General features: G+C 64.7%; 14 protein-coding genes. 6 read left to right on the forward strand and 8 right to left on the reverse strand.

Translation table 11 applies throughout. The features are described from left to right. Position 1: 1 nt before the first annotated feature. The 4 genes from LDZ21_RS25110 to LDZ21_RS25125 all read right to left on the reverse strand — a co-directional run bounded on the left by LDZ21_RS25110 (position 2) and on the right by LDZ21_RS25125 (position 4869). Positions 2-997: an ABC transporter permease gene (locus LDZ21_RS25110; RefSeq protein WP_244796817.1), complete on the reverse strand. Its 996-nt coding sequence runs from the start codon at positions 995-997 to the stop codon at positions 2-4. Further along, positions 994-2556: a sugar ABC transporter ATP-binding protein gene (locus LDZ21_RS25115; RefSeq protein WP_244796818.1), complete on the reverse strand. Its 1563-nt coding sequence runs from the start codon at positions 2554-2556 to the stop codon at positions 994-996. The genes LDZ21_RS25110 and LDZ21_RS25115 overlap by 4 nt, the downstream gene beginning before the upstream one ends. 69 nt (positions 2557-2625) lie before the next feature. Beyond that, a complete protein-coding gene (locus tag LDZ21_RS25120; protein ID WP_244796819.1) occupies positions 2626-3642 on the reverse strand; it encodes an ABC transporter substrate-binding protein in 1017 nt (338 codons plus the stop codon). 123 nt (positions 3643-3765) lie between these two features. After that, the gene (locus LDZ21_RS25125; RefSeq protein WP_244796820.1) at positions 3766-4869 is read right to left on the reverse strand and encodes a LacI family DNA-binding transcriptional regulator; all 1104 of its coding nucleotides are present in this window, start codon (positions 4867-4869) and stop codon (positions 3766-3768) included. 193 nt (positions 4870-5062) lie between these two features. On the opposite strand from LDZ21_RS25125, the gene LDZ21_RS25130 reads away from it, so the two are divergent. Further along, positions 5063-5863 carry a phytanoyl-CoA dioxygenase family protein gene (locus LDZ21_RS25130; RefSeq protein WP_404980718.1) on the forward strand — a complete coding sequence of 267 codons (801 nt, stop codon included), beginning with the start codon at positions 5063-5065 and terminating at the stop codon, positions 5861-5863. Next, positions 5860-6804, forward strand: coding sequence for an aldose 1-epimerase (locus tag LDZ21_RS25135; RefSeq protein ID WP_244796824.1), 945 nt, complete (start codon positions 5860-5862; stop codon positions 6802-6804). Before LDZ21_RS25130 ends, LDZ21_RS25135 begins: the two co-directional genes overlap by 4 nt. A 23-nt stretch (positions 6805-6827) precedes the next feature. Here LDZ21_RS25135 and LDZ21_RS25140 read toward each other — a convergent pair whose 3' ends face one another. The 3 genes from LDZ21_RS25140 to LDZ21_RS25150 all read right to left on the reverse strand — a co-directional run bounded on the left by LDZ21_RS25140 (position 6828) and on the right by LDZ21_RS25150 (position 8123). Further along, the gene (locus LDZ21_RS25140; RefSeq protein ID WP_244796825.1) at positions 6828-7124 is read right to left on the reverse strand and encodes a hypothetical protein; all 297 of its coding nucleotides are present in this window, start codon (positions 7122-7124) and stop codon (positions 6828-6830) included. 327 nt (positions 7125-7451) lie between these two features. Next, positions 7452-7766: a hypothetical protein gene (locus LDZ21_RS25145; RefSeq protein WP_280519443.1), complete on the reverse strand. Its 315-nt coding sequence runs from the start codon at positions 7764-7766 to the stop codon at positions 7452-7454. A 135-nt stretch (positions 7767-7901) separates the two neighbouring features. Beyond that, positions 7902-8123, reverse strand: a complete 222-nt coding sequence (locus LDZ21_RS25150) for a hypothetical protein (RefSeq protein WP_035965233.1) — start codon at positions 8121-8123, stop codon at positions 7902-7904. 104 nt (positions 8124-8227) lie between these two features. On the opposite strand from LDZ21_RS25150, the gene LDZ21_RS25155 reads away from it, so the two are divergent. The 3 genes from LDZ21_RS25155 to LDZ21_RS25165 all read left to right on the forward strand — a co-directional run bounded on the left by LDZ21_RS25155 (position 8228) and on the right by LDZ21_RS25165 (position 11304). After that, complete coding sequence (locus tag LDZ21_RS25155) at positions 8228-8587, forward strand: DUF3140 domain-containing protein (protein ID WP_244796827.1); 360 nt, start codon at positions 8228-8230, stop codon at positions 8585-8587. Between the two features lie 64 nt (positions 8588-8651). Then, complete coding sequence (locus tag LDZ21_RS25160) at positions 8652-9863, forward strand: putative DNA modification/repair radical SAM protein (protein WP_035965222.1); 1212 nt, start codon at positions 8652-8654, stop codon at positions 9861-9863. A 7-nt stretch (positions 9864-9870) separates the two neighbouring features. Further along, positions 9871-11304 (forward strand): UdgX family uracil-DNA binding protein, encoded by a 1434-nt coding sequence (locus LDZ21_RS25165; RefSeq protein WP_244796828.1) that lies wholly within the window; start codon positions 9871-9873, stop codon positions 11302-11304. Here the strand turns inward: LDZ21_RS25165 and LDZ21_RS25170 are convergent. After that, positions 11301-12089, reverse strand: a complete 789-nt coding sequence (locus tag LDZ21_RS25170) for an SDR family NAD(P)-dependent oxidoreductase (protein ID WP_244796830.1) — start codon at positions 12087-12089, stop codon at positions 11301-11303. The genes LDZ21_RS25165 and LDZ21_RS25170 overlap by 4 nt on opposite strands. 206 nt (positions 12090-12295) lie before the next feature. Here LDZ21_RS25170 and LDZ21_RS25175 point away from each other — a divergent pair, with 206 nt between their 5' ends. Next, positions 12296-13075 (forward strand): DUF4410 domain-containing protein, encoded by a 780-nt coding sequence (locus tag LDZ21_RS25175; protein ID WP_244796831.1) that lies wholly within the window; start codon positions 12296-12298, stop codon positions 13073-13075. The last annotated feature ends 58 nt before the right edge of the window (positions 13076-13133 follow it).

The following is a 13133-nucleotide window of genomic DNA, read 5'->3' on the forward strand; positions in this document are numbered from 1 at the left end:
GTCATGAGCCCCGGCGACGCTGCACGTAGACGGCGGCGATGATGATCGCGGCCTTGAGCACGAGCGCGGCGGCATCCGGAATGCCGTGCGCGAGCAGCGTGTAACGCAATAGCTGAATGATGAGCGCGCCAATCAGCGTGCCCGTGATATACGCCCTGCCGCCCGTCAGCGCGGTGCCGCCGACAGCCACGGCCGCGATCGCATCGAGTTCGACGCCGAGCCCGACCACGTTCGCATCCGAAGACGAATTCACCGAGATCGAAATCAGTCCCGCGAGGCCCGCGAGCGCCGCGCAGAGAGTATAGGCGATGAGTTTCACGCGGGCGGTCGGAATGCCGCACAGATAGGCCGCATCTTCGTTGCCGCCGGTGACGAGCAGGTATTTGCCGAAGAGCGTCTTGCGCACGATCCACGTGAAGATCGCGACGAGCGCGAGCATCAGCAGAATCTGGAACGGCACGCCTGCGACCTTGCCGAGCGCAATCCACTGGAACGCGGGATTGTTGAACGCCTGAAGGCTGCCGTCGGTGACGACCTGCGCGATGCCGCGTCCCGCGATGAACAGCACGAGCGTCGCGACGATCGGCTGCACATTAAGCCTCGTCACGAGCAGTCCGTTGAACACGCCGCATAGCGCGGCGGCCAGTACCGGAAGCGTGAACGCGAGCAGAATGCCGAGCGGCCCGTCGATGTTCATGAAGAGCATCGGCGCGAGCGCGCCTGCAATCGCCATCGAAGCGCCCACGGACAGATCGATGCCGCCCGTCGCCACGACGAGCGTCATGCCGATGCCGACGATCACGATCGTCACCACCTGCGTGAGATTCACGTTGAAGGTCTGCAGCGACCAGAAGTGGTCCGTGAAGATCAGGTTGAACACGATCATCGCGACGAGCACGACGATTTCACGCTGTATCGCGATGCCGCGCTTCTTTCTCGGCGGCGCGGCTTGCGCGTCGGCGGCGAGCGGTGCGGCGGGTTGCGTCTTGTCGATCATGCTTCGTTTCCTTGCGCGGCGCTCGCTTGCGCCAGCGTCGATTCCTCGCCCGAGCCGTAGGCGATCGCATCCATGATCGACGCCTCGGTCATCTGCGCGCCATCGAGTTGCGCGACCGTTTCGCCATCGCGGATCACGACCGCGCGGTCGGCCACGGCGGTCAGCTCTTCCAGTTCGGATGCCGATAACAGCACGGCCATCCCCGCGTCGCGCAACTCGCGCACGATCTTCGCGACATCCGCTTTCGCGCCGACGTCGATGCCGCGCGTCGGTTCGTCGAGCAGCAGCAGGCGCGGGTGAGTTGCAAGCCAGCGTGCGAGCAGCACTTTCTGCTGATTGCCGCCCGACAGTTCGCGCACCGGCTGGTCCGGCGAACGCAGCTTGATGCCGAGCGATGCAATAAAGCCATCGACGATCTCGCGCTGCTTCGCCACATCGACGATGCCGCGTTTCGTCAGCGCGGGCAGGCAGACGAGCGTGAGGTTGTCGCGCACCGAAAGGTCCGGGACGATGCCTTCGGCCTTGCGGTCCTCGGTGAGATACGCGATGCCGCGAGCGATGGCGTCTTTCGGAGACCGGAACGACACGTCATCGCCGCCGACCGCGAGCCTGCCTTGCGACGGGCGGTCCGCGCCGAACAGCAGGCGCATCGTCTCCGTGCGTCCCGAGCCGAGCAGCCCCGCGAGACCGACGGCTTCGCCCGCGTGGACGTCGAGCGATACGTTCGCGACTTTCGCGCCGGCCGCAAGCGACTGCGCGCTCAACGCGACCGCGCCGCGCTTTTCGAGATTCGCCTGCTTCACCGCGCTGTCTTCGTGCACGACGGCGGCGAGCGTGCGGCCGAGCATCGTCGTGACGAGTCTGAGTTTGTCCATCTCCTGCATCGTGCTTTCGGCGACGGTCTGGCCGTCGCGCATCACGGTGACGCGGTCGCATAGCGCGTACAGTTCGTCGAGCCGATGCGACACGAAAATCACCGCGCGTCCGTCGTCACGCAGACGGCGAACCACGGTGAACAGCAATTCGACTTCGCGTTCGTCGAGCGAGGAAGTCGATTCGTCCATGATGACCATCTTCGCATCCGACGACACGGCGCGCGCCAGCGCGACCATTTGCTGTATCGCGGTCGAATAGTCGCGTACGGGCTTTCTGACATCGATATGCAATCCGAACGATTCGAGCAAGTCGGATGCCCGACGCTGCACCGTCTTCCAGTCGATCAGGCCGAAACGGCGCGGCTCGCGTCCGAGAAAGATGTTCTCCGCGACCGAGCGGAACGGCACGAGGTTGATCTCCTGATAGATCGTGCTGATGCCGGATTCGCGCGCCTCCTTTGGCGTGCGGAAATCGGCTTCGCGGCCATCGAAGCGAATCGTGCCGCCGCTCTTGCGATACGCGCCCGTCAGAATCTTGATGAGCGTGGACTTGCCCGCGCCGTTCTGACCGATGAGCGCGTGCACTTCGCCCGCCGCCACGGTGAGCCGCGCACGCTTCAACGCCGCGACGCCGCCGAACGCGATTTCGATGTCCTGCATGTCGAGTAGGGGAGTCTGAGCCATGCGTGTTGTCCGTCGATTGAGAAAGGCGGGCACGACTGCTCGCGCGCCCGCAACGCACACACGCTTGCTTCAGTACCCGTACTGCATGCTCTGATCGACGTTGCTCTTGTCGTAGAAGCGGTCGGACACTTTGACCCACGGCGGAATGGTCTCGCCCTTCGCATACTTCTGCGCGACATCGCACGCGAGCGGCCCGAAGAACGGGCTCGACTGCACGCTTGCGCCGAGCTCGCCCGCCTTGATGGCTTCCAGCCCGCCCTTCGTGCCGTCGATCGTCACGAGGATGATGTCCTTGCCCGGCTGCTTGCCGGCGGCCTTGATCGCGGCGATCGCACCGAGCGCCATTTCGTCGTTGTGCGCGTAGACGGCGGTCACGTCGGGATGCGCCTGTAACAGCGTTTCCATGACCTGGCGGCCCTTGTCGCGAGCGAAGTCACCGCTTTGCGACGCGACGATCTTCATGCCCGGATTCTTCGCGATGACTTCATCGAATCCCTTCTTGCGATCGTTCGCCGCCGATGCGCCCGTCGAGCCTTCCAGTTCGATGATCGTCGCCTTGCCGCTGGTCGCCTTCACGAGCCAGTCGGCGGCGCGGTGTCCCTGATCGATGAAATCCGAGCCGATGAACGTGAGGTAGTCGCGGCCGGCTTTCGCCATCGACTGATCGATGTTGCGGTCGACGAGAATCACCGGAATGCCCGCCTTCTTCGCCTGCATGACGACCGGCACGAGCGGTTTCTCTTCGCGCGGCGGGAACACGAGCAGGTCGACGCGCTGCGCGATCATGCTCTGGATATCCGACACCTGCTTCGCTGCGGAGCTGTTCGCATCCGTCATGACCATCTGCCAGCCGCACTTCGCGGCGATGTCCTTGAAGCTCTTCGTCTCGGCGAGCCGCCACGGGTTGTTGCTCTCGGTCTGCGCGAAGCCCACGCGCAGCGGCTTCTTGTTCGGAATCTTGGGCAGGGCGTCGTCGGCGGCGTGCGCGGCGGTGAAGCCTGCGCAAAGCGTCAGCGCGGCGACGGCGCTCAGTGCGGCGGCGAGCGGGCGCATGCCCGGGCGTGATTGCTTCTCTAGCGACAGCATGTCTTCCTCCGATAAGGATGCTTCTCTTGTGGTGATGCCGATGCTTGTTGTTGCCCGGTCGATCTGCTGCGAGAGTGGCTTGCCGTTGCTGCTTTTATCGTTATGTGCGGCGGGTCAGCGCCGTCAATCGCTGCTGTGATGGATGGCGAGTTGCCTGACTTCATTGACGACCCTGACCGATCCGCGTTCGATCAGCGGACCGTCCAGCTTCACGGTGCGGCGGCGCACCGGCGCGCCCGCCGCGCGATTGTGTTCTTCCTGCAGAAGCGTTTCGACGGCCCAGCGGCCGAGATCGTAGTTCGGCAGCACGACCGTCGTCAGCGGCGGATGCGTGTGCCGCGCAATCTCCTGATCGTCATAACCGACGACGGAAACATCGTCCGGCACACGCAGGCCGAGTTGCTTGAGCGCCTCGATCGCGCCGAGCGCCATCAGGTCGTTCGCGCAAAAGATCGCGGTCGGCGGATTGGCTTCGCGCATCAGCGAAAGGGTCTGCTCGAAGCCCGTGCCCGAACTCCAGTCGCCTTCGCGCACGAGTTCCGGCGCGAACGGCAGATCCGCTGTCGCGAGCGCGGTGCGATATCCCTTCAGGCGTTCGCGCGCCGCGTCCTGCCACGGCTCGCCATTGATGTACCCGATCCGCCGATGCCCCGCCGCCAGCAGATGATCCGTCGCCGTGTGCCCGCCCGCGACCTCCGCCGGCACCACCGACGACACGTTCGCCTCGCTCGCGTAGCAGTTGAGCAGGACGGTCGGCACCTGCGCGAGCGAGGCGGGCAGCGTGACGCGGCGCGTGTACACCGTCGCGTAGATCACGCCAAAGACATTCGGATTGCCGAGCGTCGAATCCAGCACGCGCTGCTCGATCTCCGCGTTGCCGTGCGTCGAATAGACGGCGAGCATGCGGCCGTGCGCGAACGCGGTTTCGCGCGCCCCGTCGATGCTTACGACCGGATGCGGGCTCGTCGAGATTTCGTCGGCGAGATACACGATCAGATTGCGCTCGCTTTGCGCGCCGAGCGTATCGATGGCTTCCAGGCTCGCCGATTCGCGCGGCGTCATGCGATAGCCGAGTTCCTGCGCAACCTTCAACACCTTGTCGCGCGTGGCGTCTGAAAACTTCGCGCCGCTCGCATTGTTGAGCACGAGCGATACCGTCGATTGCGAGACTCCGGTGAGCTTCGCGATGTCGGTCATCGTCGGACGGCGGGGCGTGGTTTTCTTCATCGTGCGGCAGCGCAAGTCATGGAGCGAATGAAACTTACCACTAATATTAGTGATGAACAACGCGGGAAGCCCCTAGCCAAATGGTGAGCTAGTACGGGGTTTTCCCGATCCATTACTAATAATATTGACGGCCCGATTGCACGCATGCCATCCTGTTTTCGATCGAACGATGACCGAAACAACGGAGGAGACGATGGGCCGGTATGACGAAAGCACGAGAGATGCGCTCGCTCGAGCGTTCGAGAAAGATGGCTTCGTACTGCTGCGGGATCACTTTGACCACGCGAAGCTCGCAACATGGCGCGATGCGTTTGCGCCGCTCTTCGCACCGCATGTCGAGGCGGCGCGTGAAGCGTCCGCCAGCGGCAATCGCGGGCCGGGGCGCTACTACGTGACGCTGCCGTTCGAGGGCGAATTCGCGGACCCGGCTATCTTCTGCGACGAAGACATCGTCGGCATTGTCGAGCGTGTGGCCGGGCCGGACCCGGTGATGTGCCAGCTCGCCACCGATACGCCGGTGCGGGGCTCGGACTTCCAGGACTGGCATCGCGACACGCCGCCGCTCTTCGACGACGCGCCGGAAACGCCGTCGTTTCAGCTTGCGGTGAACTTTCCGCTCGTCGATGTCGACGACCGTAACGGCTCACTCGAAACGACGCGCGGCACGCATCGCATCTCACGCGAAGAAGCGCTCGCCGGTCTCGCCGATGGCCGCTTTCCGCCCGAGCGCGTGCCGATGCGCCTTGGCGACGTGATGATCCGCGACGTGCGCGGGCTGCATCGCGGCACGCCGAATCTCACCGACGAACCGCGTCCAATGGTCGTGATCGGCTACAGCCGCGCGTGGTATTTCCGGCCCGAAGTGCATATCGACGTGCCGCGCGCCGTGTTCGCCGATTTACCGCCGCGTGCGAAGCGTCTGTTGCGCTACAACCCGGTGGTCGAGCAAACCGCGCGCATCTTCGACGAAAACTACCGGCAGTTCGCATATTGAGCGCCGATCACATCGAGAGCGCGGACGACGCGCTCGTTACTTTGCGTCATGGCGCGCGGCGCGTGGTGCTTGCGCCGCATATCGGCGGGGCGATCGCAGCGTTCTTCGACGCGCACGCGGACGGCGAGCGTCACTGGCTGCGTCCCGCCACGCCCGATGCGCTCGCCGCGCGCAATCCACTTGGCATGGCGAGCTTTCCGCTGGCGCCGTACTGCAACCGCATCCGCGATGCGCGCTTTACGTTCGACGGCGCGCTCGTCGATCTGTCCGGCGACGGCAATCTGTTTCCACACGCGCTGCACGGCAACGCGTGGCGGCTGCCGTGGCGCGTCGAGGCGTTATCGGAGGCGAGCGCGCGGCTCACGCTCAGTCACGCGCCATCGATGGAAGCCGCGCATCACTGGCCGTTCGCGTATGAGGCGGCGCAGGACATCGCGCTGGACGGGACATCGCTGACGGTCACGATGTCGCTGCGCAATTTGTCCGATCGGCGTATGCCGTTCGGCATCGGCCATCATCCGTACTTTCCGCGCACGTCGAACACGCGGGTGCATGCGCGGGTTTCGTCGATGTGGCACACGACGCCCGATCCGCTGCCGACGCACATCGGGCCGCATCCGAGCGTGGACGCGCTGGCGTCGCCCGAAGGCATGTCCGCCGATGCGTTCGATCTCGACAACAACTTCGCGGGCTGGACGCGCACGGCGTCGATCGCGTGGCCGGACGAGCATCGCGCGGTGACGCTCGACGCCGACGCGCCGTTCGACTTCATGGTGATCTATGCGCCGGCGGATTTTCCGTCGCTGTTGTGCGTCGAGCCGGTGAGCAACGTGGCGGACTGGGTGAACCTCGATGTCGATCACGCGCTGAAGGGCGGCGGCCTGCTGGAACCGGGCGACGCGACGAGCGTCGCGTTCAGACTGACGCCGCGGACGGATTAGCGCCGGCGGCGTCGGCGCGGGCTTCAGTGCCCGAAGAACACGGTGCAGGCGGGCGCCCATGCGCAACTTTCGGCGCTGCGTCCGCTCGCCGATACGCCCGCGTTGCCAGTCGCGCCGCCATAGGCGCGGTCGTCGCCGGCGTCGGACTTGACGTTCGCATCGCGTTCCGGCGCGCCGTTGTGCGGCTGCATTGGACGCATCGTCTGCACGAGTTGTTGCGCGGACTCGGGCATGCCTTCGGCGCGCGCGTTGCCGACGCTCGCGGTCACTGCACAGGCGGCCATCATCGCGACGACTTTCAGGTTCAGGCTCGGCTTCATGTTCCAGCTCCTTGTAACGAATGCTCAAGCAGCCGGAAACGAATTTCGCGGACTCCTTGCAGCGTTAGGGCAAAGTCGCGCGATGAATGAATCCGGGCAAACGCGCGAACGATACGAGCACGCGGTGCATTCACCACGGTGCTGTTTCGAGCGCGAGAAACATCGCGCAGGCATACGTTACGGATTCGGGAGAGGACGCGAAATCCCTATGTCGAAGGGATGCGTTCGGAGGGATCGGCCACGACTTGCGACCGCTTATCGTGACGACGCCAGAAACAAAAAGGCCGCGCATCGAACGCGGCCTGCACACTCGTCAGACGAAGTGCCTTAGTTCGTCTTGCTGCCGCTGCTCGAGCCGCTCTTCTTGTTCATATGGCTGCTGGAGCCCGTCGATCCGCTCGAGCCGCCCGACGAATCCATCGTGCTCGAGCCCGATGCGCCGGACGTGGCGCCCGTCGTGCCATGCGCGTTCGGCGTGCTCATGCCGGTGCCGCCCTGACCCGCGCCGTTGCCGCCCGCCGTGCCGCCGCCCGCACCGCCTGCTCCTCCGCCTGCACCGCCGCCCGCGCCCTGCGCGAACACAGCGCCCGACAGGCTCAACACTAGCGCGGACACGAGCAAACTCTTCTTAGCGATCTTCATGGTGCCTCCCTTGATGGTGGTTTAAGCGCGCCGCTTTGCGTTGACCGCGCGGCGTCGCGGCTTACATACCGCAATCGCTGTGCCGCGCGATGAAAGCCTCGCTTAGGGCGACCACGCCAGGAAGCCGAGAGTGCGTCAGGCGAGCGCCTCGTCGCACCATTCGATTGCCCATGCCCGCGCGCAATGTAAGGCGTCCCATTCATTGGCGAATGAGTCGAGATCGCCGGAGTCGTGGACTTCGAGATTGGGCGTGTATTCATTGGGCGCGCTCGTGATTCGGGCGTGCGCGTAGAAGCTGCCGTCTTCGTCGTGACGGGCGGTGCAGTCGATATGGAAGTTCTTGTAGTCGAAACGCATTCGGGAAGTCTCCGCTAATGAAGTCATCAACTCGGTTGAGGCAAGGCGATGTCACAGGAGCGATGTTTGCTCGATCGATATGACGCGATACCAGGGGCAAACTCGTGACCAAAGCCAACGCGCATGGACAATCGACGGACGAAGAAGACAAGGCCGCTTTCGAAGAGTTCAAGACGCTCGTGAACATGACGGCGCATCAACTCGACAAATGGCTCGCGACGGGAGAGTCCCGCGCAGTCGGCCAGAAAGACGGCGATGCGGAGTCCGTGGGCCACAAGTCGGGCAGACGCATCATCGAATTGCTTGGCGCAAAGAAGAGCGACTTGCATGCCGACGACTACGCCCACATGCGCAAGGTAGCCGGCTATGTGAAGCGCCATTTGGCGCAGCGTCCGCACGGCGATATCGAGCATACGAACTGGCGTTATTCGCTGATGAACTGGGGACATGATCCGTTGAAGTAGAACGCCCTTTGACCTCGCACGACACCGATAGCATACTGTATAAACATACAGTATCATAGCCAAGATGGAACTGTCAGAAAAGCTCGAAATTCTCGCGGATGCCGCCAAGTACGACGCCTCGTGCGCGAGCGGCGGCGCGCCGAAACGCGAGTCGCGCGGCGTGGACGGCCTCGGCGCGAGCACGGGTTCGGGCATCTGCCACAGCTTCACGCCGGATGGCCGCTGCGTGTCCTTGCTGAAGATCCTGCTGACCAACTTTTGCCTGTACGACTGCCGCTATTGCATCAACCGCCGGTCGAGCAACGTGCCGCGCGCGCGCTTCACGCCGGAAGAAGTCGTCACGCTGACGGTGGATTTTTATCGCCGCAATTACATCGACGGTCTGTTTCTCAGTTCCGGCGTCATTCGCTCGTCGAATTACACGATGGAGCAACTCGTTCTCGTCGCCAAGACGTTGCGCGAGAAGCATCAGTTTCGCGGCTACATCCATCTGAAAACCATACCGGATGCCGATCCCGAAATCATCGCGCAGGCGGGGCGGTATGCGGACCGGCTGAGCGTGAATATCGAGCTACCGACCGAGATCAGCCTCGAACGTCTCGCGCCGGAGAAAAGCGGGCGAACCATCAAGCTCGCGATGGGCAACATCCGCGTGGCGCGAGAAGAATCCGAAGCGGAGCCACGCGCGCCACGTTTCGCGCCGGCGGGGCAGAGCACGCAGATGATCGTCGGCGCGGACGAAACGGACGACCGCACCATCCTCGGCACCGCCGAAACGCTGTACGGTTCCTATCAACTGAAGCGCGTCTACTATTCCGCGTTCAGCCCGATTCCGGACAGCCCGACCGGCGTGCCGTCGAAAGCGCCGCCGCTGTTGCGGGAGCATCGGCTGTATCAGGCGGACTTTTTGATGCGTGGTTATGGCTTCAATGCAGCCGAGCTTCTCGGCGATGCCGGCAACCTGCCGCTCGATGTCGATCCGAAGCTTGCCTGGGCGCTTGCTCACCGCGAGCGCTTTCCGGTCGACCTGAACGCCGCGCCGGCGCGCATGATTGCGCGTGTGCCGGGCATCGGCATGCGCAACGCGAAGCGCATCGTCGAATTGCGCCGGACACGGCGCGTGCGCTATCACGACCTCGTGCGGCTTCGCTGCAGCATGGACAAGGTGAAGCCGTTCGTGGTCACCGAAGATTATCGGCCGCCGCTCGTCGAGGCATCGTCGGAAAATTTGCGGCGGGCGCTCGCGACGCAGCCAGTGCAGTTGTCGCTTCTCTAGCGTCGAAATGCAGGCCATTACCATCGACGACGATTTCGACGCCTGGCGCAGCGCGGCGCTGAACGCGCTGTCGCTCGGACTCGCGCCCGAAGCGATCGACTGGCGCACGCGCCAGAGCGAAGCGCCCGCGTTGTTCGAAGCGAACGCCGATGCCGCCGCGCCTTCGGGCCAGCCGCAACAGGTGCGCGTCTCGCGCGAACTCGCCGCGCTGCTGAAAGACGCCGCGCATTTCCGCGATGCGCATCGCTGGGGCTTTCTGTATCGCGTGTTATGGCGATGGACCCACGGCGATCGCTCGGCCGCTTCTCCCGCCGACGAAGACGGCGCGCGCCTCTACAAGATGGCGAAGGCCGTGCGGCGCGCGCAGCAAGACATGATCGCCTACGTGCGTTTCCGTCAGCGCGACGCGTCGCTCGGGCCGCCCGAATACGTCGCGTGGTACGAGCCGGACCACGATGTCCTCGCGTGGGGCGCGGATCACTTCGCCGCGCGCATGGGCCGCTCGACGTGGCTCATCACGACGCCCGACGGCGCGGCGATGTGGAACGGCGAGCGCCTGCAGATCGAGCGCCGCCGCGCGCTGGCGTCCGACCATGCGACGGATACGCCCGACGCCGCCGAAGACCTCTGGATGACTTACTACCGCAGCATCTTCAATCCGGCGCGTCTCAATGAATCTGCGCTCGAACAGCACATGCCAGTGCGGTTCTGGAAGGGCTTGCCCGAAGGCGCGCTGATCCCCCAGATGCTGAGCGATGCGCGCGGCGGCGCGCGGCGCGTCGCGCAGGCAAGAACGGTCGGCGCGCTCGGCGGCAAGACGGTGCAGGTCGAGGCGGAAGATGCGCAGCCGGAACGCGACGCGCCCACCTCGCTCGATACCTGCCGCCGTTGCGATCTCTGGCGCAACGCGACGCAGGCGGTGCACGGCGCGGGGCCGCCGGATGCGCGCATCATGCTGCTCGGCGAACAGCCCGGCGATCAGGAAGACCTGAAGGGCGAGCCGTTCGTCGGACCGGCCGGACAATTGCTCGACGATGCGATGCGCCGCGCCGGTGTGCCGCGCGAACAGGTGTATCTGACCAACGCGGTGAAGCATTTCAAGTGGGAGCCGCGCGGCAAGCGGCGTCTGCACAAGACGCCCGCGCAGCAGGAAGTCGAAGCGTGTTCGTACTGGCTGGAACGCGAACTGAACGATACCGATGCGCGCGTCATCGTCACGCTGGGCGCGACGGCGCTCACTGCGCTGCTCGGCAAGCGCGCGACCTTGCGCGAGCACGTCGGACGCGTGGTGCCGTTCGGTGACAAGGTGATCATCGCGACGTATCACCCGTCATACGCGCTTAGGCAGCAGGATGAAACGGCGCGCGAAAAGACCGTCTCCGATATCACCGATGCGCTCGCCAAGGCCCACGCGTTGAGCGCGGGCCCGGGCACGCGCTAGAAGGCCGCGCGCACGACTCCGCCGTCCGCGCGCAACGCCGCGCCGTTCGTCGCCGATGACAACTCCGAGCACACATACACGACCATGCTCGCGATCTCTTCCGGCTCAATGAAGCGCTTGAGCAGCGAGCTTGGCCGCGCCTCGGCGAAGAACGACTTCTCCGCTTCCTCGAAGCTCTTGCCGCCCGAGAGCTTGTCGACGAACTCGGTCACGCCTTCGGAGCTCGTTGGGCCGGGCAGCACCGCGTTGACCGTCACGCCCGTGCCGGCGCAGGTTTCGGCGAGGCCACGCGAGAGCGCGAGTTGCGCGGTCTTGGTCAGTCCGTAGTGGATCATTTCGACGGGAATCTGAATGCCGCTCTCGCTGCTGATGAATACGACGCGTCCCCAGTTCTTCGCCTTCATCTTCGGCAAATAGGCACGCGACAGCCGCACGCCCGACATCACGTTGGCGTTGAAGAAGCGCAGCCAGTCGTCGTCGGAGATGTCTTCGAACGGCTTCGGTTCGAAGATGCCCATATTGTTCACGAGAATCTCGACGTCGGGGAAGCGTTGCACCAGCGCGTCCACTTGCGCGGCGTCGGAGACATCGCCGGCGAAGCCTTCCACTTGCGCATTCGGCACGGCCTGGCGCAGCTTGTCGAGCGCGGCATCGACGGACGTTTGCGAGCGTCCATTGACGATCACGCGCGCCCCTTCACGCGCGAGCCCCACTGCGATGGCATGGCCGATTCCTTTCGTCGATCCCGAAACGAACGCGAGTTTGCTGCCGATCTTGAGGTCCATTCCTGACTCCGTGGTTGGTGGCGGTTCGTGTATCCGGTGCATGGTAGCGACGTCCGCGCAATCGCGCTGAAGCGCCGCGCAGCGGGCTCTTCCCGTGGATGAAACTTCGCGACATAAATGTTCGATGGCCCAGGCGGCGGGCCTCGTCCATAGTTGCGTCTGAAGCGAACCACCCAGCCAACGATTCATCAAGCCGAGCCGCCACCATGTCCAAGCCGATCCGTTCTTCCTCGCTCGATTCCATCCTGAAGCATGCGCGCCGCGTCGTGATCGCGGGCGTGATGACCAGCAGCGCGTTGTTCGCCGGCTGCGCGCAAGCCGGCCAATATCCGAACGCGACGACAGTCGCCGCGGCGCCCGCGACGCGTCCTGACGCAATCTACGTCTACGCGTTCGACAGCAACGCAGGCGACGTCAAGCTCGACGATCACGGTATCGCATCGAAGCTGAAGGCCTCGATGTCCGGCGCTTCGCCCGCACAACAGCAATCGCAGGAAGCGGTCGAAGCAGGCGAGGCGGTCGCCAACGAAATCGTCGCGAAGCTGCAGTCGATGGGCTTGCCCGCGATCCGCGCCGATGTCCCGCCGCCGGACGATCGGAGCGTTCTGGTCGTCGCGGGCAGCATCGACAAGATCGACGCCGGTAACCGCCGCCGCCGCGTGCTGATCGGCCTCGGCGCGGGCGAAAGCAAGGTGGGTGCGACGGTGCAGCTCCTCTACAAGCCGGCGCACGGCGTGCCGCAACTCGTCGAGCAGTTCGACGCGAGCGCGGACAGCGGCCACGCGCCTGGCGTCGCGGAGATGGCGGGCGTCGGAGCGGCGGCGGGCCATGCGATGAGTTCGCTGGCGGTATCGGGCGGGCTGCACGGGGTATCGGAAACGAAGCGGGCGGGCGTTTCGTCCGATGAAAAGCGCCTTGGTGATGCGATCGCGGTGCAGATCGGTAAAAGCGGCCCGGCGCAGGGATGGATGCCGGCCAGGAGTTGAGCGCGGACTCAAGAATGCCGGGGCGCGCGCCGATAAGACGCAGACGCAAACAAGCATC

Origin of the sequence: Caballeronia grimmiae (assembly GCF_022879615.1) — a bacterium.
In the GTDB taxonomy this organism is placed as follows: domain Bacteria; phylum Pseudomonadota; class Gammaproteobacteria; order Burkholderiales; family Burkholderiaceae; genus Caballeronia; species Caballeronia grimmiae.

What these genes read in the sequence shown, in the direction of transcription:
- LDZ21_RS25120 (WP_244796819.1), bottom strand. Translation starts at nt 3,642, where the DNA reads ATGCTGTCGCTAGAGAAGCAATCACGCCCGGGCATGCGCCCGCTCGCC.
- LDZ21_RS25165 (WP_244796828.1), top strand. Translation starts at nt 9,871, where the DNA reads ATGCAGGCCATTACCATCGACGACGATTTCGACGCCTGGCGCAGCGCG.
- LDZ21_RS25160 (WP_035965222.1), top strand. Translation starts at nt 8,652, where the DNA reads ATGGAACTGTCAGAAAAGCTCGAAATTCTCGCGGATGCCGCCAAGTAC.
- LDZ21_RS25130 (WP_404980718.1), top strand. Translation starts at nt 5,063, where the DNA reads ATGGGCCGGTATGACGAAAGCACGAGAGATGCGCTCGCTCGAGCGTTC.
- LDZ21_RS25125 (WP_244796820.1), bottom strand. Translation starts at nt 4,869, where the DNA reads ATGAAGAAAACCACGCCCCGCCGTCCGACGATGACCGACATCGCGAAG.
- LDZ21_RS25110 (WP_244796817.1), bottom strand. Translation starts at nt 997, where the DNA reads ATGATCGACAAGACGCAACCCGCCGCACCGCTCGCCGCCGACGCGCAA.
- LDZ21_RS25175 (WP_244796831.1), top strand. Translation starts at nt 12,296, where the DNA reads ATGTCCAAGCCGATCCGTTCTTCCTCGCTCGATTCCATCCTGAAGCAT.
- LDZ21_RS25140 (WP_244796825.1), bottom strand. Translation starts at nt 7,124, where the DNA reads ATGAAGCCGAGCCTGAACCTGAAAGTCGTCGCGATGATGGCCGCCTGT.
- LDZ21_RS25115 (WP_244796818.1), bottom strand. Translation starts at nt 2,556, where the DNA reads ATGGCTCAGACTCCCCTACTCGACATGCAGGACATCGAAATCGCGTTC.
- LDZ21_RS25150 (WP_035965233.1), bottom strand. Translation starts at nt 8,123, where the DNA reads ATGCGTTTCGACTACAAGAACTTCCATATCGACTGCACCGCCCGTCAC.
- LDZ21_RS25145 (WP_280519443.1), bottom strand. Translation starts at nt 7,766, where the DNA reads ATGAAGATCGCTAAGAAGAGTTTGCTCGTGTCCGCGCTAGTGTTGAGC.
- LDZ21_RS25170 (WP_244796830.1), bottom strand. Translation starts at nt 12,089, where the DNA reads ATGGACCTCAAGATCGGCAGCAAACTCGCGTTCGTTTCGGGATCGACG.